Origin of the sequence: Vibrio sp. MMG023 (assembly GCF_021654215.1) — a bacterium.
Classification (GTDB): domain Bacteria; phylum Pseudomonadota; class Gammaproteobacteria; order Enterobacterales; family Vibrionaceae; genus Vibrio; species Vibrio jasicida.
Genome location: NZ_JAKFZP010000004.1, coordinates 68,485 through 95,400, shown reverse-complemented (window position 1 = coordinate 95,400; position 26,916 = coordinate 68,485). Strand labels below are relative to the sequence as shown.

Here is a 26,916-nt window from a genome sequence, read left to right as displayed (position 1 = left end):
TATGAATGCAATTTTGATTGGGTTTGTATGAAAGCGGAAGTAACAAAAGAGGAAGTGGAATGTCAGGTCTTAGCGAGTCAGCGAAGTTAGTAAAAGAAGCGCTAGAGCAACGCGGTTTGGAAACGCCAATGCGTCCAAACAACGTAAGTCGTGAAGAGAAGAAAGAGAAGATCGAACACCACATGCGTGAGATCTTAGGTCTGCTTCAACTTGACCTTACTGACGATAGCCTGGAAGAAACCCCGCATCGCATTGCGAAGATGTACGTGGATGAGATCTTCTCAGGTTTGGATTACACCAATTTCCCTAAAATTACAGTGATTGAAAACAAGATGAACGTGAGCGAAATGGTTCGCGTGAAAGACATCACTGTGACTAGCACGTGTGAACACCACCTTGTGACCATTGATGGCAAGGCTGCTGTGGCTTACATTCCACGTGGCAAGATCATTGGCTTATCAAAGATCAACCGTATCGTTCGCTTCTTTGCCCAGCGTCCACAAGTACAAGAGCGTATGACACAGCAGATTCTTGTTGCACTTCAAACGTTGCTTGAGTCCGATGATGTGGCAGTGACGATCGACGCAACACACTACTGTGTGAAATCTCGTGGTGTGATGGATGCAACCAGCGAAACGACAACAACAGCATTGGGTGGCATCTTCAAAAGTAACCCAGCAACGCGTGCCGAATTTCTGCACGGTTTACGCTAAGTAACCAAGCACTATTCTAAGAGGATGGCAAACGCCATCCTTTTTTGTATCTTTCTGAAATGAATAATGATTTGAGAATGAATACGACAAAAATCATTTATCGATTTCTGTGTTGACAGTCACATGCGATAGACTTAATATCCGCGCCCAGCAAACGGTTGCGAAGGCTTCACTTCTCTTTTCGTTCTGCCCAATTTGATTCTTCAAGCTCAGCTGATCTCGGTCAGTTGTCTTTCTGTTTTCTAATAATAGAAAGGCAACAAAATTGAGATTTGGCATGACCACACAAACCACCATCAACTCGACTGCTCCAGCTTCTATTCAAGCATCGGAGAACAGTTGGCAAAAGAAAGCAATTCTTAGTGTCGCGTTTTTAATGGCGACCACGTCTGTGGGACCTGGCTTTTTAACCCAAACAGCGGTCTTCACCAATATCTACAAAATCGACATGGCATTCCCTGTGTTTGCATCCATGTTTATCACTTTTGGTATTGTGATGAACTTGTGGCGCATTGTGGGTGTGTCTGGTATGCGCATTCAAGACATTGCCAACAAAGTCGCTCCGGGGATGGGCTATGTGGTGGGTATTCTGCTGGCACTTGGCGCGGTTGCATTTAACTTCGGTAATGTTAGCGGCTCTGCGCTCGGTATTAATGTATTGACGGGTGTAGATACGACGTGGGGAGCGTTGTTTACTGGCATAGTTGGCTGTCTATTGTTCGTGGTACACAATGCCTCAAAACGAATGGACCAAATGGCACGCTACCTAGGCTTGTTTATGATCATCTTGATTGCCTATGTTGCGATGACCAGTTTACCGCCAATGGGGGAAACCTTGAGCGCAGCAGTAATGCCTACTGATGTTGGCAGCCTGCTATTACCGACGCTAACTATCGTTGGTGGCGCAGTCGGTGGTTATTACACAGGCGCACAGCGTTTGGTGGATATCGGCTTGCAAGGTAGAGAGAACGTACCCGCTATCAAAACGGCAGCATGGGCCGGTATTTCAATTGCCGTGGTGATTCGCATCCTATTGTTTATGGCGGTGTTCGGTGTGATTGCAACAGGCGCGACTTTGGATTCTGCAAACCCAGCCGCAGACGCGTTTCGTCAAGGCGCGGGAGAGGTCGGTTACTTTATTTTTGGTTTGGTGTTGTTTGTTGCTTCGATTACCTCAGTTGTGGGTAACTCGTACATGGCGATTTCCCTTATCAAAACACTCTTCCCAGTTGTGGCTCGCAACGAGAAAGCGTGGTGTGTCGGTTTCATTATCATCACATCGCTTGGCACTGTGACGATGAACATGCCGATTCTGCTGCTAATGCTGGCTGGCCTTGTTAACAGTATTATCCTGCCAATCGTATTGGGTATAGTGCTGGTGGCGACACGCAGAAAAGACATCGTAGGTGATTACAAACACCCAGCCTACTTAACGTTGACGGGCGTTGCAATTGTCGTAGTGATGGCGGCATCAAGCATGACCAATATCAGTAACTTTATGGCCAAGTTTATAGGCTAACTCAATGCATCGGCCAATATGCATCGAGTAATGTTTATCGGGATATGAGCTTGCTAAGAACAAAAGAAAACGACATCGCAATGAGGTCGTTTTTTTATGTCTGTTTTGAAGGCGTTCTTACCAGTTCTGGCCAGTACATTTTTACATAACCAGCAGAAACCCAAACGACAAGCACAGTGGCAATGCTTAACTCTAGGAATCCAAAATCGTGCAACCAATGCCAATGGGGATGAGACTCAGCAAAAAAAGTGGTAAGACGATGCATCGCAATAGCACTAATAACGGAAGGGAAGGTCACGGCCGCAATGGACGGTTGGAATTTAAGACGCAGTAAACGGAAGTAACACAAGTAAATCAACAATGTCATCGTAATAGCGATGCCAGCCAATGCACCAGTTAGGATAGGGTCTGGACTTCCGAAGTTAACCAAATAAGCCGCAAGAGATAAGTTGACTGGTGCGGCCATGATCGCAAGGGTTGGACGTGCTCTACGGGGGAGAGAGCCAAAGAAAACAAGGCGATACAACACTAATGGCAGCATAAAGAAGTAAATGCCAATGCACATCATTGCCAAGGTTTCAGAAAAGACATTGTGACCAAACTGAGACCCAGCAAGTGAAGAACTGATCAACCCCACCGGATATAAGAACCAACTCGGGACGATATTCGACATTTTGAAGTTCATTATCTGAAAACCGAAGAACATTACCATCATGGTAAAATGCAACGCAACGGCCATGAACCACAGTGGGTAAGCAATAATCGGTTCGACGGCAGCGAGATAGTCGCACAGCATCAACAATGCCATGCTCATTGGCGCCATCAAACTGCCGCTAAGAGGATGCTTGATGTCTGCCAGAAACAAACGTGGGCTGGTTGCGTATTTCAATAGAACCGGAGTGAGAAGAAGCGCGCCTAGTGCAGCGAGGAAAGGGCGTATAGGTTCACCGATATCTGGTACATAGAGCGCCCAAGCTTGGCCAAGTCCGATCATGCCCAGTGCTAATGCCGCTTGTGAGGGCGGAACACTGTAAAACTGCACAAGTCTTTTCCAGTTCAAATCTACTCCGAATTGATATTGTCTGAATCCAGTGAATGGATGTTGTCCTAGGACTATCCGATATTTGGATGAATTGCTCTATTTCTGTTCGAAGATAGTATCAAGTTTCACGCATCGATACCCTTAAATGTGCTGGGTAAATATCAACGAATGGGAGTTTTGTGAGTTTGGTAGCGAAATGAGTTCGAGAGTTGCAAAAACGCAAAATTACTGACTCCAAATGAATCTTCTATATGAAAGATTATTTGGAGCCTTTATACCCAAGCACCTTGCCGTCAATTGGGGATGTAACGTTAGCCCTGATTTTCTGGTAGGTCCTGTTGGCGTAACTTGTCATTTTTAAGCGTACGATGTAGTAACTGGCTGTAAATTGGTTGTCCGCCAAGTAATTGAGCCACAATTACGGCACCTAAGCTTGTAATAATGAGAGGTAGGATCAAATAGTAGTTATTAGTCATCTCGATAACGAGCAAGATACCAGTGATTGGCGCACGTACAGTTGCTGCAAACAACGCACCCATACCAGCAATAGCAAACACCCCCGGCTCGATAGTGAGAGACGGCAACAACATATCTGCACTTGCCCCAAACGCATAGCCGAATAAAGTACCTAAAGCCAACATCGGTGCGAAGATGCCACCAGGCGCGCCAGAACCAAAACAAAGTAGGGTGGTGATGACACGGCCAACAAACAACATCACTAAAATAGAGATAGAGTAGTTGCCATTCGTGATATCAGGGATTAACCCAATACCGCCCCCGGTTAATTGAGGTACGTAAAGCAGTAATAAGCCAAATACGCCGCCGAGGATGGTCCCCGTGATTAAGTAGCGTTTACGGTCATTCTTGTGAAGTGCAACAAAGCTGTCTTGTGCAATGGTGATCAGTTTATTGAAGACCACTCCGAACACGCCAAAGAGCGACCCCAGTAATAAGAACAACCATAATGATTGCAGCTCTGGTGATTGATACTGCGGCATGGTAATCACCGCTTCTTGGCCATTAATCGCCCGGAAGACAATGTTCGCCATGATCGCAGAGATGATCACTGCACGAATAGAAATTAATGAGTAGCGAAATTGAGGACGCATTTCCTCAACCACAAACATAATACCAGCCAACGGTGCGTTGAACGCTGCGGCCAAGCCACCTGCCGCTCCGGATGCTAAAAGCGAGTGTCGAGTATCGTCATCCTTAATTCTGAAAATGTCAGTGACCATACGGCCAACCGCACCGCCCATCTGCACGGTAGGACCTTCGCGGCCTAACACCATACCTGAGCCTAAAGCACCCATGCCGCCAAAGAATTTTACGGGAATGACTCGCCACCAACGCACGGGGCGAATATTGTCCATCGCGCCTTCAATCTCAGGGATGCCTGAACCGGAGGCTTCTGGGGCAAAGCGGTGTACAAGGTAATAACCAATGAAAGCGAGCGTTGCACTGATCAAAATAGCGGCAAGCCAAAGTGGTAACACGCTGCCAATTTCACTTTTAAGCCACTCGGTACGAGTCTCTGATACAAAGTGAACGGCGATTTCAAAATAAGTACCAACAAGGCCGGCTAACGTGCCAACGACTGCAGCCATAACGAGAACGGAGAATGATGTTGGCGTTGACCCTCGAGAGACAAACTGGTTAATCGCATCTTTCGGTACGTGCGCTAACACAGATTTAACAATTCTCTCGCGTTTGGTCATTAACAGATTCTCCTGAAAATAAAGTTGGAAGGGACGAAAGAAATTATACGCTGACGAGAGTCTAGACCTAATCAATAAAGATGCAATTTAGCTTTCCACTATTGAGCGGTTCAAGTCTCCTTTGTCCAAATATTGATAAATATTGTGCTATTGATCCCATATATGACGACATTTTTTTATTGGGTCGCCTTGTTTTCTGAGCAAAATGAACCATGCTTTAAGTGTAAAGCAACATGACTGCTTCAGAAGGAGGGATGTGAGGTTTTACACACAATTTGGATGGATTCAAACCCTACAGAAATTCCTCGTTATTTGTTCGGGATGCATCAATAGACTTCCCGATTCGCATACTCACGATTGAGTCACGAGGCAGAGGCGCACGCAAAAGTGCGCCTTTTTAATGCCTGCTACTAAATTTCTGTATTGTCTAAAATACAGTATGGGATGTTGATTAGTGTAAGGGTTGTGATATCTTGTATTTTGTAATGGTTCTCAGCGTGAGGGATTACGCTATTCAGGCTTTATACAAGATTGATGCGGGCTAGAAGGCCCGCTTTTTTGTTGCCAAACTTCGACCTCTGACCTTGTCATTTTTCTTTCAAACCGTAATGATCTTCGAGTCTCAATCTCACTGAAGAACAGAAAACTCAATCATGTCGCGTCTTTCCTTATCTGCTGTCACTTGCTTTTCACTCATTGTTTTTTTCTACACTCATGTTTCATTTGCGAACGGCTTTTGGTGGCAGGCATTGTTGTCCGATAAGCCGTTGACAGAGGTAAGAGAAGTGATAAAGCAAGGTGGTGAATGGTATGAATGTGATGCCTTCAATCAAATGACGGTCATGTGTTTAGATGAGTTTTATTATTACAATATAGCGCTTTATGGTGAGCTAACCTTAAGAAATCAGAGCATGACTTTATCGTTTTTAGCGGCATATGACGCGCAAACGTTGAGTGATCTTATTCTGAATTTGAGAAAAGACGGTTTTGTGGTAAGTGCGCTTGATATAGGGGACGAGCATTATGATGTACGTGAAGCACTGCAACAGCAATCGCCTGAATCGGTAGATAGGGACGTCGTATTACTTATGAATCAATATCCTCAAGACGCACCTAGAACACTCGATTGGCTACGGGCTCAAGAATTTGAAGCATCGTTGCCAAAAGTTAAGGCTAATTTAACGAGTGATGGTGAGATGCTAGAGTTAACCATCACTCGCCTTTAGATTCATTATGTAGGGCAAGAAACGTCGCCATAGCCGATTCGTCAAGAAAACCATCTGACTTTTTGTGTGCGCGTAAGTACTGATAACCCGCAATCAGTTTGCGATGTTGTGCTTCTTCAACCTGAGAGATCGTTCCATTCATGACATGTTGGAACGCCAGCTTGTAAGCGGCAATATCTACTACTTCTGCTTGGCGATAGAGATAACCGCAACCTGTCGCTAACCATTCTAAAGAGCAGTTTGCACGTATCGCGATTTGGTTGGCTTTGCTTAAACTTGGTTCACTGCCTTTCAGATATTTCCGAATCATCGCCTCAGAAACATCGACACGTCGAGCAAAACCACTGATGCTCTCTTCGCCAATTAAAGTCGCTAATCGTTGGGCAAAAGACATAATTCGTACTCCAGTTCGAATTGCGAAAGTTTACCCGTTGAGCCCACGGTAAAACAAGACTAGGATGAAAGCAGATTAAGAAAAGGAGAAAACCCATGGTTGCAAAAGTAGTGACTGCACCAAACGGTCCAGAGTTTTCTGAACTGGTTCAAGGATATTGGCGTGCAGTAGATTGGGGCATGACGGCTCAAGAGCGTCTGTCATTCCTAAAGCAACATATTGAGTTAGGTATTACCACCGTCGATCACGCAGATATCTATGGTAATTACGAATGTGAAGCGTTGTTTGGCGAAGCTCTAGCATTAGAAAAAAGTGTTCGTCAGCAAATTCAAATCGTCACTAAGTGTGATATCAACTTGTGTGGTGACAAAACGCCAGAGCGTAAGATCAACCACTACGACACAAGTGCGGCGCACATTTATCAATCGGTGAATAATTCGCTTGAGCGACTAAAAGTGGATGAAATTGATGTCCTGTTGATTCACCGTCCCGACGTATTGATGGATGCAGACGAAGTCGCAGAAGCATTCACTGAGCTACATAAAGTCGGTAAAGTGAAGCACTTTGGTGTGTCTAACTTTTCACCTCGTCAATTCGAACTATTGCAATCGCGTTTAGGTAAGCCTCTTGTGACTAACCAAGTGGAAATTAACCCGCTTAACTTCGAGGTTGCTCACGATGGCACACTCGACCAAATGCAAGCACTTCGTACTCGTCCAATGGCTTGGTCATGCTTAGGCGGTGGCGCTATCTTTACCGGCGATAGCGAACAAGCCGTTCGTATTCGTAACGAGCTGGAAGCCATTCGTGAAGAAGTCGGTGCAAATAGCATCGACGAAGTGATCTACGCTTGGATTCGTCGCTTACCATCAAAACCGATGCCAATCATTGGCTCAGGTAAGATTGAGCGTGTACAAGCAGCGGTGAATGCGCTCGACATTGAATTGACTCGTGAGCAATGGTACCGAGTTTGGGTTGCATCAAAAGGTCACGGTGTGCCATAGAAAGCACACTTCAAAGCGATACAAATGAACTATTGGCAGGGCACTCTAACATAGGGTGCCTTTTTCCTTTTCGGTTTGAGTGGTTTTGCTCTAGGTAGCGCAACCCTTTGCGTATCAAGGGCTGTAGAAGTTTTAATCACTCATGTTTTATGTCACTAAATGTGCCGTGAATTTAGGAATAGTTGCTTTCTCAGGTTCACTCATCTATTCATATTGCGTATGCTTACCCAGTAAACAAAAAACGACAACTCTTTGTCTGTATCGCACGAACAATCTGATAGACTCCTGCGCAGATTGTTGAATATTTAAAGGTGGTTGAATGTCTTTTCCTGTACTCATCTGTGATGATTCAGCGTTAGCACGCAAACAGATGGCAAGATCACTGCCAGCAACATTAAATGCAGACGTGACATTTGCCATTCACGGTAAAAACGCGCTTGAAGAACTCGCGCAAAAAGAATTCAAACTGATGTTTCTAGATTTGACCATGCCAGAGATGGATGGATTTGAAACATTAGAAAATATGAAGCGCCTTGGCATCCAAACGCCCGTCGTCGTTGTGTCTGGTGATATCCAACCAAAAGCGAAAGAGCGTGTATTCGCACTTGGTGCTAAAGCGTTTATTCAAAAGCCAATTGGAAAAGATGAGCTTAAAGCGACGTTAAGAGAGCTTGTCGAACCCGATCAACGCCCTCAGGTGATCACACCTACCACGCTTGAGCTGCCGATTTTACGTCGCCGCGATATTTATATGGAAGTAGCGAACGTTTCTATTGGCCGGGCAGCGGATGCCCTAGCACGTCATTTCGATGTGTTTGTTCAACTTCCATTACCGAACGTAAACATCTTCGAAGTCAGCGAGCTTCACATGGCTTTACGTGATTTGGCATCACAAGACAACGTCTCTGGTGTGTGCCAAGGTTTTTGTGGTGAAGGGATCGCGGGTGAAGCACTCGTACTCTTGAGTGACTCCAGTGTTTCTGATCTTAAGAAACTGATGAAGGTGCCAGCAGACAGTGAAGAGTTGGAAGAGCTCGAGCTGCTGATGGATATCTCCAACATTCTGGTTGGTTCTTTCTTGAATGGTTTAGGCGAGCAATCTGAAGTCCGATTTTTCCAAAGTCCTCCAGTTTTGCTCGGCCAGCATATCTCGATTGACTCTATTATCGAATCAACTACGGGCGCGTTCAGTCGTACCATGACCTTTGAAGTGAGCTACAACATCGAAGGCACTTCAATTCGTTGTGATCTTCTGTTTATGTTCGTGGATGAATCATTACCGTTGCTGGATAACAAACTGTCGTACTTGATGGAGGACTTCTAATGCTGAATCTACCTGCAGAATTTGAACAATTCCATTGGATGGTCGACATGGTGCAGAATGTCGATATGGGCTTGGTCGTTATAGATAAAGAATATAACGTGCAAGTGTGGAACGGGTTTATGACTCATCACAGTGGTTTACAATCACACGAGGCGATTGGCCGCTCTATCTTCGATATTTTCCCTGAAATCCCACAAGAGTGGTTTAAGCTTAAGACGAAACCTGTCTACGATTTGGGTTGTCGCAGTTTTATTACTTGGCGTCAGCGTCCGTATTTGTTCCGATGTCGCAATGTTCGTCCTGTCACTCAACAGGCCGAGTTTATGTACCAAAACGTGACGCTAAATCCAATGCGTACCCCAACAGGGAAAATCAATTCGTTGTTCCTGTCGATTCAAGATGCGACCGCAGAAGCCTTGATGTCTCAGCAGCAAACTTGATGTCGCAACAGCAAAAATAAAGCTTGAGAAAATAAACACAGCAAAAGCCGAGGTTCGCCTCGGCTTTTTCGTATACTTAAATCGTGTCTTTTGAATCGTAGAATATCGTTATGGATTTTAATCCCGCCCTCAAGCTCTATACCGCAGAGCAAGTCAGAAATGGAGAAGTGATCGCAGCTCAAATGGCTGGAGTCTCGATGTACAGTTTGATGCAGCGTGCTGGTATGGCGGTTTACGAGCGATTTCTCCACCTTTATCCAAAGGCTCGAACTGTGCTGGTGGTTTGCGGAAAAGGGAACAACGGTGGGGATGGGTATGTGTTTGCTACTCTCGCAAAACAGGCGCAGCTCAACGTCCGAGTCTTCCAGCTAGGGGACACCACATCATTGAAAGGAGATGCGCTGCGAGCATTCGAAGATTGGCAATCTGTGGATGGCGAGAATAGTTCTTGGGATGATTGGCATACTGCACTTTTAGAGGCGGATGTGATCATCGATGCCATGCTTGGTACAGGGCTCTCTAGTGAAGTAAGGCATGAATATCGTCGCTACATTGATCAAGTTAATCAAATTCATTGTCCAGTCATCTCAATCGATATTCCTTCGGGGTTAAATGCAGACACAGGTTCCGTGCTCGGAGATGCCATACAAGCGGATCATACGGTGACCTTTATTGGTGTGAAGCAAGGCTTATGCACAGGGCAGGCGAGAGACTACGTTGGTGAGTTGCATTTTTCTGGCTTGGGTGTAAACGTCGAGTTTGAGTCGATTGAAGAAGAAAGTGCGTTGGGCATTGACCATCAAACCATCAAAAGGCTACTACCAAAAAGAAAAGCCACAGCCCACAAAGGGAATAATGGCAAGCTCTTATGTATAGGCGGCAATCAAGGGATGTCCGGTGCTATTCGTTTATGTGCCTCCGCCGCGGTAAGGACAGGGGCTGGGTTAACCGCCTCTGTCACACATCCAAGCTCATTGTTGCCACTGCAAGTTGGTGTGCCAGAAGTCATGAGTCAGGCTATTACTTTTGATGAGTTAAAAGAGGCAGATAACGAACTGATTAAACGGACACGTTGGGCGGATGTCTTGGCTTTCGGTCCTGGTTTCGGTGAGGATGAATGGGCGCATCAAGCCTATCAATACTTATCTCAGCAGCACAAACTGAAAGTCGTTGATGCAGACGGACTCAATATTCTCGCGATGCTGAATCAGCGTAACGACGTAGTGGTTTTACGAGATGAGCAACGCGTTATGACGCCACACCCCGGAGAGGCAGCACGTTTACTTAATGTCTCTACAAAGGACATAGAGCAAGACCGTTTTGCCGCCGCAAGACAACTTCATGAACGTTATGGTGGTGTTGTTGTTCTTAAAGGGGCGGGTACGCTTATCTATGATGGTGTGAGAATGTACGTTTGTCTCGCCGGAAATCCGGGAATGGCCAGTGGCGGTATGGGGGATGTGTTATCCGGTGTTATTGCCGCACTGCTTGCCAAAGGGTTACCTATTGCTGTTGCTGCACGTTTGGGAGTGATGCTCCATAGTCACGCTGCGGACATTAATGTTCAACAAAAAGGCGAAATTGGGTTATTAGCAAGTGATGTTATTGAATCACTTCGATGCGCTATAAACATCACTGAGAGCTAGTGTGTGCTTGATACACTCAAAAAAGTGGCAGAAAAGTGATGTGAAACGTGAAAAAAATCAGAAAATTATTCTTGTACGAACCGACTAATAAGTATCGTTTGGTGTAATTTTGACCGTTTATGAGAGGTTGAACGGTAAAATTCCCGTTGTTTAACGCAAAGGTTTGCGCAAAGGATTAAATGAAGGGTGGTTTTAACTGTTTGATATTGTTAACAAAGTTATGATTTTGGAGAGTGGTGGGGTGTTTTTGATATGCGATTTCCAAGATGGTATCACAAAAAAAATTCAAATATCAGACTTGTAGGAAATAAATCACGACCTATAATGCTGAAAACCGGAGCGTCTGCCAACGCTCCGGTTTTTTTGTGTCCGAAGAACAGTGAACTCGTCTGCCAACGACTTCACTACGCACTCTGAGATGACACATATACTTATGAATCAAGGAATTACACAATGCGTATCGAACAAGAACTTAAGTTAGGTTTCAAAGATGTACTGTTTCGCCCGAAACGTTCAACCCTTAAGAGCCGTTCTCAAGTAAATTTAACCCGCGATTTTACATTCAAGCACAGTGGCCGTCAATGGTCTGGTGTACCTGTAATTGCGGCGAACATGGATTCGGTTGGTAGCTTCGCAATGGCGAAAGCGCTAGCAGAGCATGGTGTAATGACTGCTGTTCACAAACACTACACAGTAGAAGACTGGGCTGAGTTTGCGAAAACAGCAGATAAAGCAACACTAAACAACGTTATGGTTTCTACGGGTACGTCTGAAGCAGACTTCCAAAAAACCAAAGACATCATGGCGATCTCTGATGAGTTTATCTTCATCTGTATTGATATCGCGAACGGTTACTCAGAGCACCTAGTCGAGTACGTACAACGTGTACGTGCTGCATTCCCAGACAAAGTTATCTCTGCAGGTAACGTAGTGACTGGCGATATGTGTGAAGAGCTAATCCTAGCGGGCGCAGACATCGTGAAAGTGGGTATTGGCCCAGGTTCTGTATGTACTACACGTGTTAAAACAGGTGTTGGTTACCCTCAACTTTCTGCAATCATCGAGTGTGGTGACGCTGCACACGGCCTTGGCGGCATGATCATTGGTGATGGTGGCTGTTCATGCGCGGGTGACGTTGCAAAAGCATTCGGCGGCGGCGCTGATTTCGTAATGCTAGGCGGTATGCTAGCAGGTCACGAAGAGTCAGGCGGTGAAGTGATCGAACAAGACGGCAAGAAGTTCATGAAATTCTATGGCATGTCGTCGAAGAGCGCGATGGACAAGCACTCTGGTGGTGTTGCTGGCTACCGTGCCGCTGAAGGTAAAACTGTACTTCTACCATTCCGTGGCAGCGTTCACGGCACTATCCAAGACATCCTTGGCGGTGTTCGCTCAACATGTACTTACGTCGGTGCAGCAAAGCTTAAAGAGCTAACCAAGCGTACTACGTTCATCCGCGTACAAGAGCAGGAAAACAACGTATTCGGTAAAGAATAAGTTTTTGCTTAAATTGAAATAGATAAATTAAGAGCCGCAGTTTGCGGCTCTTTTTTTTGTTCAAAAAACGAAATGCAAAAAGACTGATACGGTAAATAGCCGTTACTTAAGTAGACTTAGAAAATACACTGACTGTATTCAACACTATTATCGGAAGATCTCACAAAGAACTCTCTTTATAATGAATTCTGTTATTACTGTGAGGTATTTATTGGGCAAAGGAATGCATTTTTACTGATTTAGTTAATTTAAAGCCGCTATTAGTGAAACTGACAAAAGTGCTTTTTATATGATCGAGATTCGTTTTATAAGACACGGATATCTTAATCATGAAGTTACGTTCGATTATTTCCGCCTGCGCGCTACTAAGTTGTAGCCAAACCTTTGCCAGTGAACCAGAAACGGTGACTTGCGAATCAAACAAACCAGGAACCGTGATGGTTCAAGAAGACGAATTGTTTGTGGTCGTCAATGACACGCTAATCCGCAATTCAGACTACTGGCAAAACTTTCTGGATGGCAACATCCTACTCTGCACCAGCCATGTGACGGACATGAGCGACCTGTTCGCTAAAGACCAATACTTCAATCAAGACATCAGCCGCTGGGACACTTCCCGTGTTACCAACATGGATCGCATGTTCTCCGGCGCCAAGCGCTTTGACCAAGACTTAACCCTCTGGAACGTCAAGCGCGTCTCTCGTCATACTGAGTTCGCAAAAGGCAGTGGCCTGTCTGAAGATAACCTTCCAATTTTTACGCAATAACGTCTATTCAACCCTAGGAAAATACAATGAAAAGAACCATAACCTCACTTCTAGTAGGCGCCGCCGCGCTCGCTAGCCAAACCGCATTTGCTGCTGATATCTCAGTGAAATGCCCTGACCAAGCCGTTAACTCCGTGATGATTGAAAACGGACAAGTCTATGTAGTAGTGGATAACGCTCTAATCAAAGATAAGACGATGCTAGATACCCTAGAGCAAGGAAAGATTCGATTTTGTACCACTCAGGTAACGTCCATGAGCTTTGTATTTAAAGATCGTGAAACGTTTAATGCTGATATTAGTGATTGGGATACGTCAAATGTGACGAATATGCATTATATGTTTAGAAATGCAAAACTATTCAATCAAGACATTGGTTATTGGGATACATCAAAGGTAACTGATATGCACTTTATGTTCGATGGGGCTAGTGGGTTTAATCAAGATATCGGTTATTGGGATACTTCGAGTGTGGTGGATATGAGTTATATTTTTCAAGACGCTAAAGTATTTGACCAGAATTTAAGCCATTGGGACACCTCAAATGTAACCAATATGTCGGGGATGTTTAATCGTGCTGGAGCGTTTAATCAGAATATTGGTTACTGGGATACTTCGAGTGCAATCAGTATGATGGGGATGTTTGAACAAGCTATTATGTTCAATCAAGATATAGGTCGCTGGAATACATCGAAAGTTAAACACATGGATTCAATGTTTAACCGTGCTTTCGCATTTAATCAAGATATAGGAAACTGGGATACATCGAATGTTACGTCAATGAGGCGTATGTTCGAATTTACTGACCATTTTGACCAGAATATAGGCTCTTGGGACACCTCTAAGGTGACGAGCATGGAATATATGTTTTTTTATGCAGTGGTCTTTAATCAAGGTATAGGGGACTGGGATACATCAAGCGTAACCAACATGAGGGGGATGTTTACTGGAACATATACGTTTAATCAAGATATCGGAAATTGGAACACAGCTAACGTTACTGACATGTCATCTATGTTTGCTAATGCGAGTTTATTCAGCCAAGACCTAACCAATTGGAACGTGAGTAAGGTAACGAAGCATACTGAATTTGCGAGAGGCAGTGCTCTGACCGAAGAGCAATTACCGTATTTTGTAGACTGATTCTTTCATCGGTTTAACTAAACAAAAGCCAGTGTTGATTTAACGCTGGCTTTTTTGTTTAGAAGTGACGCTAGCGAGAGGATACCGGTTAGTTCAACCAAGAGCGAAAAAAGTCGAATAACAAAACGGCGGCAGGCTATGGCTAGCCAGAATTACCATGCTTTAAGCTATCTCTCCAAGCGATTAAGTCATGCCTTACTTATGGATATCTGCGACTATTTCTATAAATGTATCTCTTTAATTGTTGTTTAATGGCAATAGTGAATTGATTTGAGTGCTATATATCAACACTTATGGTTTTCATAACATACATCTGTTGCAGCGGGGAACGTTGCAAACCTCAGAAATCTATGGAGTAAGATATGAAAACTACTAAATTGATCCCCCTTTCGTTAGTTGCGAGTGCCGTTTTAGGAACAACATCTGTTGCTGCGGAAACCTTCTTGGGTGCTGACTATCACGATGGCAAAAATAAAGTTGCTTTTCTTAGTGAGAATGTTCGTATTGCTGGCAATGTGTTCTTGCCACCCAATTATGACGAAAGCAAAAACTATCCAGCGCTTGTAGTGATTACGCCAGCCAGTGGTGTTAAAGAGCAAACCGCAGGTATTTACGCCGAGAAAATGGCAAAAAAAGGCTATATTACCCTAGCTTTTGACCATCGTACTTACGGTGAAAGTGGTGGTTATCCTCGCGGTATGGAAAATGCGCCAATGAAGGTTGAAGATATTAAGAATGCCATTACATTCTTGAGTCATTTTCCAGGCGTTGACCCTCAGCGCATCGGTGAGCTAGGCATTTGCTCTGGTGCTGGTTACAGCTTACAAGTTGCAATGCAGGATACCCGTTTAGACTCTGTAGCAACAGTCAGTGGCTTTGTTGACTTTACTGACTATGGTATGGGGGGGGCAACTCAGTATATGGACCAACTTACGGGCGATCCGGTTGAGCAATATCGTCAGCAGATCCAAATGGCGAGCGAGGCACGTCAAAAGTATTACGAAACAGGTGAGGTCGTGCTTGTTGATGGCATTCCATCTGCAGAAAAAGCCAAATCCATGAATGAGTTTTGGGTTCGCGCTGCTGATTACTATCGTAACCCTGAGCGTGGTGGCGGTGCCGAGAACTATTCGCCAATGCGCGCTGCTATGTCTCTAGATACACGCTACGCTTATAATCCATCAGAAAATATGGCGTTACTTGGCGACACTCCTTTCTTGGCTGTCGTTGGGACTGAAGCGCTATCGGCGTATTTTAGCGAAGTGGCGGTAAAACGTGGTAAAGATGCTGGTATTGACGCTGAGTTGTTTGAGATTAAAGGGGCGCAACACTTCGACCTCTACGATCAAAACAAGTATGTTGATCAAGCCGTCACTAAACTTGATAAGTTCTTCTCAACAACGTTGTTATAGCTTTTGGGGAGGAGGGGATAAGCACTGAGTCGTGTCAAACGTACTTCGCTCATCCGTGTGCAATAGCAAGAAAGCAACGTCTTTAGTAAAGAATAAGTTTTTGCCTGAATACTAAATAAACTAAGAGCCGCAGTTTGCGGCTCTTTTTTATTCGAAAGTGAGTTTCGTTAAAAGCTCAACGGAGCGTTATTGTGCCAGGTCTGCAACGAATGTTTGTTGGTTTCTTAAGCTACTTTGCAACTCCCCTTTGATCCACTGATTAAACAAACTAAAGTCAGAATGTAGCGGCCAGAAAAGGGAGGCAATGACTCTTTTGCCAAAAAAATCGGGGTGGTCGTTAATCAGCTTTAGCTTATTTTCTTTTATGTTCCCCTCTATAAGAAACTCCGGCAAAAATGCGATGCCTTTTTGGGCTTTACATAGGTCTAGGATGGTCCCTAAATCATCAAGCCTCCACAAATTATAGGCGGCGATGTTTGATAAATTGAGTAACTCCTCGCACCCATCCATTAAAAGAACGCGTTGTGATGGACTACCACCAATGTGCGTTAAGTCTTCGTGAGCTACCCACCAACAATTGACGTGAAACAATTCATCAATGTTAAAGTCGTTTCCCGTTTTGTGGTACGGGTTTCCTAAGGCAAGATCTATTTTTCCTTCGTTAATGTAATTTCCTAATACAAAACTTGGTTTAGTGACAACCAGCAGATCCACATTAGGAAATGCTTCTGAGAAATCCAACAGTGTGTTTTTTACTTCCTGATTGAACACCAATGGATCTATTCCAACGCGGTAAACAATTTGTTCCGAGATATTCATTTGTTGAGCTGTTGTCATCAATTCGCGGTACTTTGAAACAACAGGGGCTGATAAATGAAATAGACGTTTCCCTTTTTCATTCAACCAGACTTTAGAATACTGCCTATTAAATAAATTGAAGCCTAAGTCTGATTCAAGATTTTGAACAGCAGTACTAACGGTAGATTGGGATTTACCAAGCTTACGAGCAGCAGAACTAAATGAACCCTCTTCAACTACAGCTACAAACGAAACAATATTTTCGAAATGCAGTTTCATGATTCGACCAACCTTTTAAAAGCAAGCAAATTTTAGTTTTTTGAATTGTAATTTGTATATTTGCAACACAATAGCGTGATGATGCTCGTATTTCAACACGTTTTATAAAGCATAGTTATTTAAGAGTGCAGCTTTCATTCTTGCCATATTACTATCTTGCATAAGGATTCATTACAAAAATCTATCATTTTGATAGAATCAATTATCATGTAGATAGTTTATTACTCTATAAATGATCTAACTCTCATCATTTGCATTGTTTTAATTTAAGTGATTTTTGTTATTCTTCTCAGCTTTACTAATGTAACTATTTGTAAAATATGGTTTTGTGTGTTTTTTGTTCGGCTTCCTTTGCTTTTTGTTTGGTTGTTTTTTCGATTGCCTATCGATTTTATCAATAAGGGCTATTTTCTGTTGAATGGAAGTATTAATTAATATGAGGCTGCATTTGTAAATTCACTTCATAGGAACAAAACATGATTACTAAATTGTACGTGAAAACAGGCCTGTTTTTGTCGAAATTCAAAAACGATGAGCGTGGTGTAACGGCGATTGAATATGGTCTAATTGGTGTTGCAATGGCAGTGCTAGTTAGCGTAGCGGTAGGTGATAACGGCTTCATTAAGGAGTTGGGTAATGCGTTTGATACGATTGCTGATACGATCAAAACTGCTGGTACTAAACCAACGCCATAATTAAACATATTACCCTTTGGTTTTATGTAGATAATATCGATAGATATTTATGCCAGACCTATGGTTTTCATTGGTCTGGCATCGTTAATTCAGATTATCTAATAAATGTTTTTTGAAAATAAACCAGAAAAGTTAACCTGAGAGTCTTATTTTTGAGTCATGAATGGTATTTGTTAGTATTGGCAATTGCGTGTGTTTATGTTTCATTTGTCGATTTTATTTGTCGAAGAATACATAATTACACCTTGCTCATACTCCTCTTGTTGCAAAGTTTTTTTTCACCGTTAGATATTCAAATAACAACCTTTTTGCTGGTGTTAGGGGTAGGGTTAATACTTTACGCTCTGATTTCGATTGGAGCTGGTGATATTAAGTATGCCGCTGTCTTATCTCTTTCAATCCCTTTACATGATTTGCCGTGGGCCTATATTTTGACGGCTTTTGCTGGTGGTTTTTTAGCTGTTATTTATTTGATAGGTCAAAAGCTAATAAGCAACACGTCGAATAATAAAGAGGGAATCCCATATGGAATAGCAATTAGCGTTGGATTTTACTTAGTAATTTTAACTCAAAATACGCCACATATATAAACCTCCAAAAATAGGCACGTTATGAGATCTCGACTGGTATTACTTGTTGCTATTGTTGCTTTGATAGTTGGCGCGCTAGGCGTTGTCGATTTGTTCAAAAGCGAACCTCAGTCAGCAACTACCGCTGAATTGGCAGATAACAAAGAAGAAGAAGAGCATGTTGCTGTCTGGACGACCACAGAAATGTATGAAAAAGGGCATGCGATCAGTGCTCAAGGCGTCATAAAACGACAGCTCCCACTTAGCGAAGCATTGACGCTTGGTGTGAGAGAAGACGCTGAAATCAGTTTTTCCCCTTCCGTTTTATTGAATCGAGATTTGAATCCTGGCGAAGTTGTGTTGCCAGAATACCAAGTCGCGTCTGGTCAGCCTGGGTATATCGATCTTCTCGTCACGGAGGGAATGACGTTGTATCCACTCGAAGTGAGCAACAAGAATCTAATCAATGATTATATCCGACCAGGTTCATACATTGATGTCCTTACGGTGAGCTCTCCAAATGATAACTTAGCGGGAAATATTGATAAGCCAAAGCGCTTCAGAGGCGTGAAAGCATCAATGTTCCTCAAGCATATTAAAGTGCTCAACATCGGTGATGGAGAAGGGGAAAACAGTTCTGTTACTGCACGAGCCCCGAGTAAAGAAGACGGTTTAACGACTGTTGTCATTGAAGTTAGACCTGATGACCTAGCCAAACTTGCGTTAGCCCAAAGAACTATGCACATCGAAATATACCGAAGCCAAACCTATAAGCAGCCTGAGTACGCAGAAGTGCGCAATATTATTGATAATTACACTGGTATTGACGAGTTGCGTGGTAACGTCAACAACCCAAGAGAGGCTCTGTAATGACAATACAACCTCAAATGAAGCAATCAGTTTGCCGTTCTATTGTGCTCTTTTTTATTGGCTTACTGTGCGTAACGAATGTTTATGCGGCGGATCGCTCCATTACGCTCAATGATGGACAACATATTCAGCTTAAGACACCAATTGGAAAGGTCTTCATCAGTAATCCTGATATTGCGGATTATAAAATCATCAATGACAACACATTGGTGGTATTCGCTAATGGAATAGGGCAATCACGATTGATTGTGTACGGGATTGATGATGATGTGCTGCTCTCTGATCGCATTATTGTTGATTTGGACTTAAGCGAAGTCAGACGCCAGCTTAAATTCCATTTTCCAGATGCTAAGGTCAAGGTTCAGTCTGTTGGTGAGCAAGTTGCCGTCAGTGGTGTTGTTGATTCCGAAGCAACGCGTGATGACATCTATCGATTGGTTGCAACACTACTTGGCCGAGAAAAGACAGAGCGATGGGACAAAGCCGAGAAGTTGGAGTTCAGCTCTGAAAGTGCCGACTATGAAGAGCCGGAGGGGATGGTTTTCGCGCGAAATATGACATGGGAAGGGATCGTCGAACGCATTGAAGTCGCGACGACTCAACAAGTGAACGTCAAAATTTCCGTTGCTCAAGTCACCGAATCATTTGGAAAAACAGTAGGCGTTGACTGGAGCTCTGTGGGTTCTAGTGTCGGTGAGTTTGTTTTTGATCAGTTTGACGCCGCAAATTTAAGCACGTTGATTACAGCATTAGGTAATGACCAAATTGCTGAAGTTTTAGCTGAACCTAATTTAACCGTACTCTCCGGCGAATCGGCAAGTTTCCTCGTTGGTGGAGAGGTGCCGGTCATCGTATCGACGGACAGCAATGTCAACATCACTTTTAAAGAGTTCGGCATTAAGTTGGACCTTACTGCGAAGGTACTTAGCCAAGATAAGATCCGAATGCAATTAGCCCCAGAAGTCAGCGAAGTAGAAAGCTATGTAGAGGCGGCTGGTATAAAAGTACCACAGCTGGCTTCGCGTCGAGCGTTAACGACGGTCGAGTTAGCAGACGGAGATAGCTTCATTCTAGGTGGGCTAATGAGCAGCACCGATTTAGAAAAAATGCAGAAGATTCCTTTTGTCGGCGATATCCCTGTACTTGGCGCGGCATTCCGTAAGGCAACGACAGACAGAAAACGCACTGAGTTGATCATCGTGGCGACGGTAAATCTGGTTGAGCCAATGAAACCAAAAGACATTCAACTCCCATACATCAAAAAAACATCAACATTGGCGCGTTGGTTGAATATTGATTCCGAGGGTAATTCCCCAGTGACATCGGATGCAACGATTCGCTTATTGTCTGAAGGAGGTTTCATTCAATGAAGAAACTCGTACTCATTACTTTATTGACTTCATCCCTCTTTGGTTGCGCTTCAGAGCGTTATTTTGGTGGTAACGGTGCTGAAGCTTTGGTGTACAAAGAACACCACAATTTCGAATTTGCGATCAAAAAACAAGCGGAAACCACCAAGCAGATTAAGCAACTGATTCACGATATTGAGTCGATGGATAAAGAGGCGACTTACGTGGTGGATTACAGATCAACGCGTAGCAAGACGATGTTAGAGCAGATATTTAACCAATATCCGTCACACATTGTCGCGCCGCAAAGAGTGACGTTCCGCAATGCACCTCATTTACCGAATGATCTCAGCATTCAAGTAACGTTAACGCGCATGAAGACTCAGCAATGTGCGCCTGCACAAATTCACGTCCAACTAGGTCAACCTGACTGCTTTGTAGAGTCGATGCGTCTAAAACAAGTGTCCTACAAGTCTAGATTGGTGGGAGAATAACATGTTTGATCTGACCAAAGCGTTAAGCACCAAGGCTAAGCCTACTCAGTCCACCGCGACTGGCGTTGCTGGTTGTACTTTGTTTTATCAATCACAAGAGTGTTTGAACCTAGTTCAGGAAGTGTTTCGATTTGAAGGTTGGAATGACCCTGAATGTGTCAAAGCCAATGCTGGATTAACTAAGTTAACGGAACAGCAGAGTAGTCACATTGTTATCCTTGAGCTTAATGAATCCAATAACGTTGTTGAAGACGCCAAATCTTTTGCCAGCAAATTGCCTACGCATAAAGGCGTGGTCGTAATTGGCAAAGAGGATGCTATTTCGACGCTGCGTTCGCTGAAAGATATGGGCTTCTATTATGTTTTTTGGCCAGTGAACAAACAGGAATTTGCTGACTTCTTAAATCATGTTAGCAAGAACCTAAAGACGTTTTCGGGTGTCAGCCAAAAACGCAAAGCAAAACGTGTTGCAGTTGTGGGAGCAAAAGGTGGTGTTGGTGCCTCATTTATCACAACAGAGTTGAGTTCACTACTGTCTACTCAGGGCACGGATACCATCCTTGTTGATCACCAATACACTGATACCAATATTGATGTCTTATTGGGCTTAAAAGACTTTAAACCCCGCGGTATCGATGAGTTTACCGCGCCATTGCATGAAATGGATGAAGAAGGTGCATTGAGCTATCTGTTTAATGCGCGAAAAAACCTACGTTTGTTAGCGATTGATGGGGATATGAGTCAGACCGATATCCTTAACTACAACCAAACGCTTTGTGACCTTTTGGCAAGAAATACCAATTTCATTATCGAAGATTTCTCTGGTGGCGTGGATTTCAAAGTTGAACCTCAACTCTTGGTAGAAAACTTCGACGTGGTTGTTTTGGTATTAGACGCATCGGTGTCTTCGGTAAGAAGCGCAAAGCGGTTATTTGAAAAAATGTCGAATTTGCAGCTCACACTCGCATCTCGCACTCGTGTTATTACGGTCGTGAACTACCATCGACCAGAAAACGCTTATGTACTGCAGAAGCCTGACTTAACCAAATACTTAGGGGCGGATGTTGATCTAGAAGTGGCTTACTGCAAATCGCTTTCACACATCATCATTGATGGCAAGCGAGGCCATAAACATGATCGCCACGTCAGTCGTTCTATGGAGCTACTGGTGAAGCTGATCAATGGCCAACCTGTTGATCAAAAAGGTATGGGATCGTGGTTAAAGAAGGTGCGTGCTAAATGAGTTCTAACAAAGACTTATATCTCGCTTTTCGTGGCCAAATATTTGAAGCGTTAGATGCTGAAGCGGTTCAGAAAATGAGCCGTCGAGATCTTGAGGCCCAGATACAAGCTGCGGTAGATCTTCTTGCGAACAGCTACCAGCGACCGATCACTTCCATGATGAAGTCTGGGTTGGTGAAAAGCTTAATTGATGAGCTTTTTGGCTTAGGGCCTTTGCAACCTTTGGTCGAAGACCAGTCTATCTCCGATATTATGGTGAATGGACCAAACCATATTTTCTTTGAGCGACACGGGAAAGTTCAAAAGTCAGAAGTCACATTTGTAAATGAAGAACAACTCTTAGCCATTGCGAAGCGTATTGCTTCACGTGTTGGTCGCCGTGTTGATGAGCTGTCTCCAACGGTTGATGCCCGACTCGATGACGGTAGCCGTGTCAATATTGTTATCCCACCTATCGCGTTGGATGGGACGTCAATCTCGATACGTAAATTCAGGGAGCAGAACATTGGTTTTGAGGACTTGATTGGCTTTGGAACCATGTCACCAGATATGGCAAGAGTGCTCATGATTGCGTCTCGCTGTCGAATGAATGTGCTAATTTCAGGTGGTACAGGCTCAGGCAAGACCACTCTGCTCAATGCATTGTCTCAATACATTGCAGAAGATGAACGCATCGTCACGATTGAAGACGCTGCGGAACTACGTTTGCAACAGCCGAACTTGGTCCGATTAGAAACTCGAACGTCCAGCGTGGAACAAACCGGAGCGGTAACGCAACGAGATTTGGTGATCAACGCACTTCGTATGCGCCCAGACCGAATCATATTGGGTGAGTGTCGTGGGTCTGAAGCCTTTGAAATGTTGCAAGCAATGAATACTGGCCATGATGGTTCGATGTCTACGTTGCACGCTAACACTCCGAGAGATGCGATTGCTCGTGTTGAATCCATGGTGATGATGGCGAATTTGAACCAACCTCTTGACGCGATTCGAAGAACAATCGTCAGTGCCGTTCAAATGGTCGTTCAAGTTAATAGGTTACGTGATGGCTCCCGTAAAATTACCAGTATCTCTGAAATTGTTGGCCTAGAAGGCGATAGCGTTGTGATGGAAGAGATCTATCGTTTCCGTTACGACGATGCGCATTTCGGGGAAACGGTGAAAGGCGACTTTGTGACCAGTGGCATCATGCAACGATCTGAGCTTGTGAAAAAATCCCAATTCTTCGGCTTATATGACGAGCTGATGGCTGCATTTAAGGGGATATAGCATGCTCTGGATCTCGCTCATCCTCTTTGCGGTTGTACTGCTTTTGATCAGGGATTCGAAGGTCAAGAAGGTTAACCAGTTTTTCAATATTGAAGAAGCTGAAGCGGAAAACTTCAATGCTATCAACGTTAAATCATTGGTACGAAAGCAAAGCTGGCAAAAGTTCAAAGAGTCCATTTCACCAACATTAACTGTATTGGGGCCGAGATCTTCTCTGTACATAGCGCTGTATATCACGGGCAGTCTGATTGCATCTTGGTACGTCGTCGTTAAGTTATTGTTGATGACGAATACAGTGTTGATTCTCGGTTTATCTTTGTTGCTTACCATTTTTGGTTATCGCTACCTGGTCACAAGAAGACGTCGAGATTTTGAAAACACATTCCCGGATGCGCTGAATATTCTGATGAGCGCGGTAACGGCTGGTGACAGTCTAATGCAAGCCATTAGTTACGTCGGCGAGGTTATGGACAACTCAATTGGTCGTGAATTCAAGTTAATGGGTGACCGGTTGAAGTTAGGTGAATCTCCTGAAGTGGTACTTCAACGCTCTTGCAAGAACTACCCGTATCCGGAGTTTCTCTTCTTTACAGTAACGCTTAGAGCAAACATTGCGCGTGGTGGTCAGCTTAAAGGGGTGTTAGCAAGACTTATTCGAGTCTTAGTGGATGCTAGGACGTTAGAGAAAAAGAAAATGGCGATGACCTCTGAAGCGAGGATTTCGGCCAAGATTGTGGCAGCAATCCCTCTGATTTTTATGGTTATTCTTAACTATGTAAACCCTGGCAATGTGGATTATGTCCTGTATGACCCTTCTGGTCGAATCGTGCTCTTTTATGTACTTGGCAGTGAGTTGTTCGGGTTATTCATTGTTTGGCTGTTAGTCAAAGGAGTGCGCGCATGACGTTATTGGTTTCTCTTGTTGTGCTGTTTGTTTCGTTACTCTTTTTAATCGTTGATTCACTACGTAGTGAGCAGCGACGCAAGAAAGTGGCATTTTACATCGGGGGAGATGCAGTACGTGCCCCCTCTCGCGTTAACCGTTTTTTTGTCCGTTTCGGTAAAGAGTATCGACACGAATTAGAACAAAAAATGATTGAAGCTGGGTATTACAACACAGAGTGGGCCAAGTTCTATTTTCCGGCCAAGTTGTTGGTACTTGCTTTGGTTGCTGGTGGGGTTTTACTGTCGGATATGACAACGACCAGTCAGCTTATCGTGGTCATTTTTGCTCTTATTGGCGTGATAGTTGTACCTGATACCTTGCTGCAGCTTCGACGTAAAGTTTTGATTAGTAAGACGTCATCTCAGTTACCGTATTTATTAGACATGATGTCGGTGTGTGTTCAAACCGGTATGACGATAGAAGCGGCTTTGGTGTACTTAGGGAAGGAGTTGGCAGAGTTTGATTCAGACCTTTGCTATCAAATTAAACGCACTTCCGATTCAGCCAAAATACACGGTGTAGAAAAGGCGCTTAATGATCTCAGTGACCGGATACCAACACCAGCAGTTCGAAGCTTTGCCCTGACTATTATTCAAAATTTGCAATACGGAACCTCCGTGGCTCAAGTATTAAGTGATCTCGCAGAGGACATGCGAAAAGTTCAGATTCTTACGGTCGAGGAAAAGGTTGGCAAACTCTCGGCGAAGATGAGTGTGCCTTTGATCTTATTCATTATGTTTCCGATCGTCATTCTGATACTCGCTCCGAGTGTCATGCAAATGTCGATCAATATTGGGGGTAACTAATGGTTGCAAAACGTATTTCTGTCGTTTTGTTCGCGTTAAGCGTATTAGCAGGCTGTCAATCGACACCTTCACAGCAGAGCCAGCAACTAGATGATGTCACTAGCATGGAAAAAGTGAAGAATTACGACGGCTTAATCACGCATTATAAATCCAAGCTGGAGCAAGGTTCGCAAGATCCTGCGGTAAAAGAAAACCTCGCGTGGGCTTACTTCCATAAAGGGGATCTTGAATCAGCTAACTTCTACGTTCAACACCTCAGAAAAGAGGGTATTGAGAATCCTAGTCTGTATCAACTAGAAGGGCAGGTGTTTGATGCAAAAAACGACACTGAAAATGCCATTGCCGCTTATCTATCTTCAGTCAGTGCTGGTAATCAGGCAGGACAAATTCATGTCTTGCTCGGCGTATCCTACACCAAAGCGGGTAAGTATGAAGATGCTTATCAAGAGCTGAATAACGCCCGCTTACGTGGATACGACGATGTCGTGATCAAGAACAATATTGCGATGATACATATGGCAAACGGTGAGTACCAACAAGCAATTGAGACGCTAACTCCCGTGTTAAAAGACAATCCAGCAAATAAAGTGGTCAAAGCGAACCTTGCTATTGCACTTATGAAAGCACAACAAATGGACGCAGCGAAGAAATTGCTTAAAGGTGATTTTTCAGCTCAAGAGATCCACAGTATCGCGACTGAATTGACTCAGGCTAGGAGTTAGTGATGAGAAGTCTTTGCAAGCAGAAGGGGGTGACGGCGATAGAGTTTGCTTTGGGTGCGCTCGTTTTGTTCTTTGCCACTTTTGCTATTTTCGAGTCCAGCTATCAAATCTATGTCGTAAACATGACGGAGTACTCTCTCAGAGAAACAATAAGAAACACAAAGATCTATGAGGGAAAAGGTATTAACCAACAGTATGAAGATAAATTTCGAACGTTGATAGAAGCGGATAATAACCTGTGGCATTTCTTAATTGATAGTACCCGATTCTCTATTCAAGGTCGGTACTACAAAACCTATGACGATTTTATTGCTAATAGAGGGCATTCTGATCAAGGTCTGAACTTCAATTATGACCTAGCCGAAATCACGGTTACGTATCACTACTCTCCAATGATAAAGCTAACTGGTGCTGCTGATAAAGACATTGCTCGAACCATGGTTTTGAACTTAGAGCATGAAGGGTGGAAAGATGACACTCCGTAACCGATTTTTACCTTCGACCAAGCACCAAAAAGGCGCATTTACTATTGAGCTTGTGTTCGTTCTTGTCGCATTGTGGGGTGTTTACCTTTTTGCGGCGGATCTCAGTTATCAGCTACTTGTGCGCGCAAAGCTCGATCGTTCCAGCTTTGCCTTAGTCAATGTGATCAAAGAACGTACTCGTTACTTTGATGCTGATGTGTTGGCAGGGAAAAACTTATCCGTCACCAATACAGATTTAGAAGACCTGACTCAAGTGGCGAGCCGGATGCTAGATACAACGCCAGATAATGTGGCGATTAAAATCGAGTCGTTGACGAATAAGGCGAATGTGGCTGCTTTTACCAGTAGCAAATTCAATAAATTAGGTTGCGAAACGGACTCAATTCTTGCTCATGCAGATTTGGCTCCGGTTGAAAAAGGCATCGTATACCCACTGTATCGAGTCAGTGTATGCGAAGAGCAAAGCTCTTGGTTCAAACCTTTTTTCAATGGCGGCACAGGGACAACGGTCAAGATTGGCTCTTCTTCAATCATGCCAGGGAGATAAT

General features: G+C 43.8%; 27 protein-coding genes. 23 read left to right on the top strand and 4 right to left on the bottom strand.

Annotated elements, in window-relative coordinates; translation table 11 throughout:
* Positions 1–59 precede the first annotated feature (59 nt).
* Positions 60–713: a GTP cyclohydrolase I FolE gene (folE, locus tag L1076_RS13915; protein WP_038873098.1), complete on the top strand. Its 654-nt coding sequence runs from the start codon at positions 60–62 to the stop codon at positions 711–713.
* Positions 714–990: 277 nt separating this feature from the next.
* Positions 991–2,232 carry an NRAMP family divalent metal transporter gene (locus tag L1076_RS13910; RefSeq protein ID WP_045407771.1) on the top strand — a complete coding sequence of 414 codons (1,242 nt, stop codon included), beginning with the start codon at positions 991–993 and terminating at the stop codon, positions 2,230–2,232.
* Between the two features lie 94 nt (positions 2,233–2,326).
* Here the strand turns inward: L1076_RS13910 and L1076_RS13905 are convergent, their stop codons facing one another.
* On the bottom strand, positions 2,327–3,274 hold the full coding sequence (locus L1076_RS13905; RefSeq protein WP_237303809.1) for a TDT family transporter: 948 nt from the start codon (positions 3,272–3,274) through the stop codon (positions 2,327–2,329).
* A 311-nt stretch (positions 3,275–3,585) separates the two neighbouring features.
* Entirely contained in the window at positions 3,586–4,992 is a 1,407-nt protein-coding gene (clcA, locus tag L1076_RS13900; RefSeq protein ID WP_038875343.1) for a H(+)/Cl(-) exchange transporter ClcA, read from the bottom strand.
* Positions 4,993–5,777: 785 nt separating this feature from the next.
* Between clcA and L1076_RS13895 the strand changes: the two genes are divergently transcribed.
* Positions 5,778–6,218, top strand: coding sequence for a hypothetical protein (locus L1076_RS13895; RefSeq protein WP_133152154.1), 441 nt, complete (start codon positions 5,778–5,780; stop codon positions 6,216–6,218).
* On the opposite strand, the gene L1076_RS13890 is transcribed toward L1076_RS13895, so the two are convergent.
* Positions 6,205–6,612, bottom strand: a complete 408-nt coding sequence (locus tag L1076_RS13890; RefSeq protein WP_045407766.1) for a helix-turn-helix transcriptional regulator — start codon at positions 6,610–6,612, stop codon at positions 6,205–6,207. The genes L1076_RS13895 and L1076_RS13890 overlap by 14 nt on opposite strands.
* A 95-nt stretch (positions 6,613–6,707) precedes the next feature.
* On the opposite strand from L1076_RS13890, the gene L1076_RS13885 reads away from it, so the two are divergent.
* The 8 genes from L1076_RS13885 to L1076_RS13850 all read left to right on the top strand — a co-directional run bounded on the left by L1076_RS13885 (position 6,708) and on the right by L1076_RS13850 (position 15,844).
* Entirely contained in the window at positions 6,708–7,616 is a 909-nt protein-coding gene (locus tag L1076_RS13885) for an aldo/keto reductase family oxidoreductase (RefSeq protein WP_054755633.1), read from the top strand.
* A gap of 319 nt (positions 7,617–7,935) precedes the next feature.
* Positions 7,936–8,940: a response regulator gene (locus L1076_RS13880; RefSeq protein WP_045407765.1), complete on the top strand. Its 1,005-nt coding sequence runs from the start codon at positions 7,936–7,938 to the stop codon at positions 8,938–8,940.
* Positions 8,940–9,380: a PAS domain-containing protein gene (locus L1076_RS13875; protein ID WP_045407764.1), complete on the top strand. Its 441-nt coding sequence runs from the start codon at positions 8,940–8,942 to the stop codon at positions 9,378–9,380. Before L1076_RS13880 ends, L1076_RS13875 begins: the two co-directional genes overlap by 1 nt.
* A 110-nt stretch (positions 9,381–9,490) precedes the next feature.
* Complete coding sequence (locus L1076_RS13870) at positions 9,491–11,026, top strand: NAD(P)H-hydrate dehydratase (RefSeq protein WP_237303808.1); 1,536 nt, start codon at positions 9,491–9,493, stop codon at positions 11,024–11,026.
* A 453-nt stretch (positions 11,027–11,479) separates the two neighbouring features.
* Complete coding sequence (locus L1076_RS13865; RefSeq protein WP_005534869.1) at positions 11,480–12,523, top strand: GMP reductase; 1,044 nt, start codon at positions 11,480–11,482, stop codon at positions 12,521–12,523.
* A 329-nt stretch (positions 12,524–12,852) separates the two neighbouring features.
* Entirely contained in the window at positions 12,853–13,290 is a 438-nt protein-coding gene (locus tag L1076_RS13860) for a BspA family leucine-rich repeat surface protein (RefSeq protein ID WP_029388761.1), read from the top strand.
* Positions 13,291–13,316: 26 nt separating this feature from the next.
* Positions 13,317–14,432: a BspA family leucine-rich repeat surface protein gene (locus L1076_RS13855; RefSeq protein WP_237303807.1), complete on the top strand. Its 1,116-nt coding sequence runs from the start codon at positions 13,317–13,319 to the stop codon at positions 14,430–14,432.
* Between the two features lie 362 nt (positions 14,433–14,794).
* Positions 14,795–15,844, top strand: a complete 1,050-nt coding sequence (locus L1076_RS13850; RefSeq protein ID WP_045408964.1) for an alpha/beta hydrolase — start codon at positions 14,795–14,797, stop codon at positions 15,842–15,844.
* Between the two features lie 186 nt (positions 15,845–16,030).
* Here L1076_RS13850 and L1076_RS13845 read toward each other — a convergent pair whose 3' ends face one another.
* On the bottom strand, positions 16,031–16,921 hold the full coding sequence (locus tag L1076_RS13845) for a LysR family transcriptional regulator (RefSeq protein ID WP_237303806.1): 891 nt from the start codon (positions 16,919–16,921) through the stop codon (positions 16,031–16,033).
* A 476-nt stretch (positions 16,922–17,397) separates the two neighbouring features.
* On the opposite strand from L1076_RS13845, the gene L1076_RS13840 reads away from it, so the two are divergent.
* From L1076_RS13840 to tadF, 12 genes are all read left to right on the top strand, one after another.
* Positions 17,398–17,616, top strand: a complete 219-nt coding sequence (locus L1076_RS13840) for a Flp family type IVb pilin (protein WP_104036619.1) — start codon at positions 17,398–17,400, stop codon at positions 17,614–17,616.
* A 152-nt stretch (positions 17,617–17,768) separates the two neighbouring features.
* Complete coding sequence (locus L1076_RS13835) at positions 17,769–18,206, top strand: prepilin peptidase (RefSeq protein WP_038880831.1); 438 nt, start codon at positions 17,769–17,771, stop codon at positions 18,204–18,206.
* A 21-nt stretch (positions 18,207–18,227) separates the two neighbouring features.
* The gene (gene cpaB, locus L1076_RS13830; protein WP_237303805.1) at positions 18,228–19,055 is read left to right on the top strand and encodes a Flp pilus assembly protein CpaB; all 828 of its coding nucleotides are present in this window, start codon (positions 18,228–18,230) and stop codon (positions 19,053–19,055) included.
* Positions 19,055–20,425 carry a pilus assembly protein N-terminal domain-containing protein gene (locus L1076_RS13825; RefSeq protein ID WP_104036617.1) on the top strand — a complete coding sequence of 457 codons (1,371 nt, stop codon included), beginning with the start codon at positions 19,055–19,057 and terminating at the stop codon, positions 20,423–20,425. Before cpaB ends, L1076_RS13825 begins: the two co-directional genes overlap by 1 nt.
* Positions 20,422–20,898 (top strand): hypothetical protein, encoded by a 477-nt coding sequence (locus L1076_RS13820; RefSeq protein WP_237303804.1) that lies wholly within the window; start codon positions 20,422–20,424, stop codon positions 20,896–20,898. The genes L1076_RS13825 and L1076_RS13820 overlap by 4 nt, the downstream gene beginning before the upstream one ends.
* A gap of 1 nt (position 20,899) precedes the next feature.
* Entirely contained in the window at positions 20,900–22,141 is a 1,242-nt protein-coding gene (locus L1076_RS13815; protein ID WP_042605640.1) for a P-loop NTPase, read from the top strand.
* The gene (locus L1076_RS13810) at positions 22,138–23,409 is read left to right on the top strand and encodes a CpaF family protein (protein WP_038880823.1); all 1,272 of its coding nucleotides are present in this window, start codon (positions 22,138–22,140) and stop codon (positions 23,407–23,409) included. Before L1076_RS13815 ends, L1076_RS13810 begins: the two co-directional genes overlap by 4 nt.
* A gap of 1 nt (position 23,410) precedes the next feature.
* Entirely contained in the window at positions 23,411–24,313 is a 903-nt protein-coding gene (locus tag L1076_RS13805; RefSeq protein ID WP_038880822.1) for a type II secretion system F family protein, read from the top strand.
* A complete protein-coding gene (locus tag L1076_RS13800) occupies positions 24,310–25,161 on the top strand; it encodes a type II secretion system F family protein (protein ID WP_237303803.1) in 852 nt (283 codons plus the stop codon). The genes L1076_RS13805 and L1076_RS13800 overlap by 4 nt, the downstream gene beginning before the upstream one ends.
* Positions 25,161–25,883, top strand: a complete 723-nt coding sequence (locus L1076_RS13795; protein WP_237303802.1) for a tetratricopeptide repeat protein — start codon at positions 25,161–25,163, stop codon at positions 25,881–25,883. The genes L1076_RS13800 and L1076_RS13795 overlap by 1 nt, the downstream gene beginning before the upstream one ends.
* Before the next feature lie 2 nt (positions 25,884–25,885).
* Positions 25,886–26,368 carry a TadE family protein gene (locus L1076_RS13790; protein ID WP_038868073.1) on the top strand — a complete coding sequence of 161 codons (483 nt, stop codon included), beginning with the start codon at positions 25,886–25,888 and terminating at the stop codon, positions 26,366–26,368.
* Positions 26,355–26,915 (top strand): tight adherence pilus pseudopilin TadF, encoded by a 561-nt coding sequence (tadF, locus tag L1076_RS13785; protein WP_038868070.1) that lies wholly within the window; start codon positions 26,355–26,357, stop codon positions 26,913–26,915. The genes L1076_RS13790 and tadF overlap by 14 nt, the downstream gene beginning before the upstream one ends.
* Position 26,916 lies beyond the last annotated feature (1 nt).

Coding starts and splice junctions, on each gene's coding strand:
- L1076_RS13875 (WP_045407764.1), top strand. CDS start 8,940: ATGCTGAATCTACCTGCAGAATTTGAACAATTCCATTGGATGGTCGAC.
- L1076_RS13820 (WP_237303804.1), top strand. CDS start 20,422: ATGAAGAAACTCGTACTCATTACTTTATTGACTTCATCCCTCTTTGGT.
- L1076_RS13860 (WP_029388761.1), top strand. CDS start 12,853: ATGAAGTTACGTTCGATTATTTCCGCCTGCGCGCTACTAAGTTGTAGC.
- L1076_RS13855 (WP_237303807.1), top strand. CDS start 13,317: ATGAAAAGAACCATAACCTCACTTCTAGTAGGCGCCGCCGCGCTCGCT.
- L1076_RS13910 (WP_045407771.1), top strand. CDS start 991: ATGACCACACAAACCACCATCAACTCGACTGCTCCAGCTTCTATTCAA.
- cpaB (WP_237303805.1), top strand. CDS start 18,228: ATGAGATCTCGACTGGTATTACTTGTTGCTATTGTTGCTTTGATAGTT.
- L1076_RS13890 (WP_045407766.1), bottom strand. CDS start 6,612: ATGTCTTTTGCCCAACGATTAGCGACTTTAATTGGCGAAGAGAGCATC.
- L1076_RS13805 (WP_038880822.1), top strand. CDS start 23,411: ATGCTCTGGATCTCGCTCATCCTCTTTGCGGTTGTACTGCTTTTGATC.
- L1076_RS13850 (WP_045408964.1), top strand. CDS start 14,795: ATGAAAACTACTAAATTGATCCCCCTTTCGTTAGTTGCGAGTGCCGTT.
- clcA (WP_038875343.1), bottom strand. CDS start 4,992: ATGACCAAACGCGAGAGAATTGTTAAATCTGTGTTAGCGCACGTACCG.
- L1076_RS13885 (WP_054755633.1), top strand. CDS start 6,708: ATGGTTGCAAAAGTAGTGACTGCACCAAACGGTCCAGAGTTTTCTGAA.
- L1076_RS13810 (WP_038880823.1), top strand. CDS start 22,138: ATGAGTTCTAACAAAGACTTATATCTCGCTTTTCGTGGCCAAATATTT.
- L1076_RS13870 (WP_237303808.1), top strand. CDS start 9,491: ATGGATTTTAATCCCGCCCTCAAGCTCTATACCGCAGAGCAAGTCAGA.
- L1076_RS13825 (WP_104036617.1), top strand. CDS start 19,055: ATGACAATACAACCTCAAATGAAGCAATCAGTTTGCCGTTCTATTGTG.
- L1076_RS13815 (WP_042605640.1), top strand. CDS start 20,900: ATGTTTGATCTGACCAAAGCGTTAAGCACCAAGGCTAAGCCTACTCAG.
- folE (WP_038873098.1), top strand. CDS start 60: ATGTCAGGTCTTAGCGAGTCAGCGAAGTTAGTAAAAGAAGCGCTAGAG.
- L1076_RS13845 (WP_237303806.1), bottom strand. CDS start 16,921: ATGAAACTGCATTTCGAAAATATTGTTTCGTTTGTAGCTGTAGTTGAA.
- tadF (WP_038868070.1), top strand. CDS start 26,355: ATGACACTCCGTAACCGATTTTTACCTTCGACCAAGCACCAAAAAGGC.
- L1076_RS13840 (WP_104036619.1), top strand. CDS start 17,398: ATGATTACTAAATTGTACGTGAAAACAGGCCTGTTTTTGTCGAAATTC.
- L1076_RS13865 (WP_005534869.1), top strand. CDS start 11,480: ATGCGTATCGAACAAGAACTTAAGTTAGGTTTCAAAGATGTACTGTTT.
- L1076_RS13790 (WP_038868073.1), top strand. CDS start 25,886: ATGAGAAGTCTTTGCAAGCAGAAGGGGGTGACGGCGATAGAGTTTGCT.
- L1076_RS13800 (WP_237303803.1), top strand. CDS start 24,310: ATGACGTTATTGGTTTCTCTTGTTGTGCTGTTTGTTTCGTTACTCTTT.
- L1076_RS13880 (WP_045407765.1), top strand. CDS start 7,936: ATGTCTTTTCCTGTACTCATCTGTGATGATTCAGCGTTAGCACGCAAA.
- L1076_RS13795 (WP_237303802.1), top strand. CDS start 25,161: ATGGTTGCAAAACGTATTTCTGTCGTTTTGTTCGCGTTAAGCGTATTA.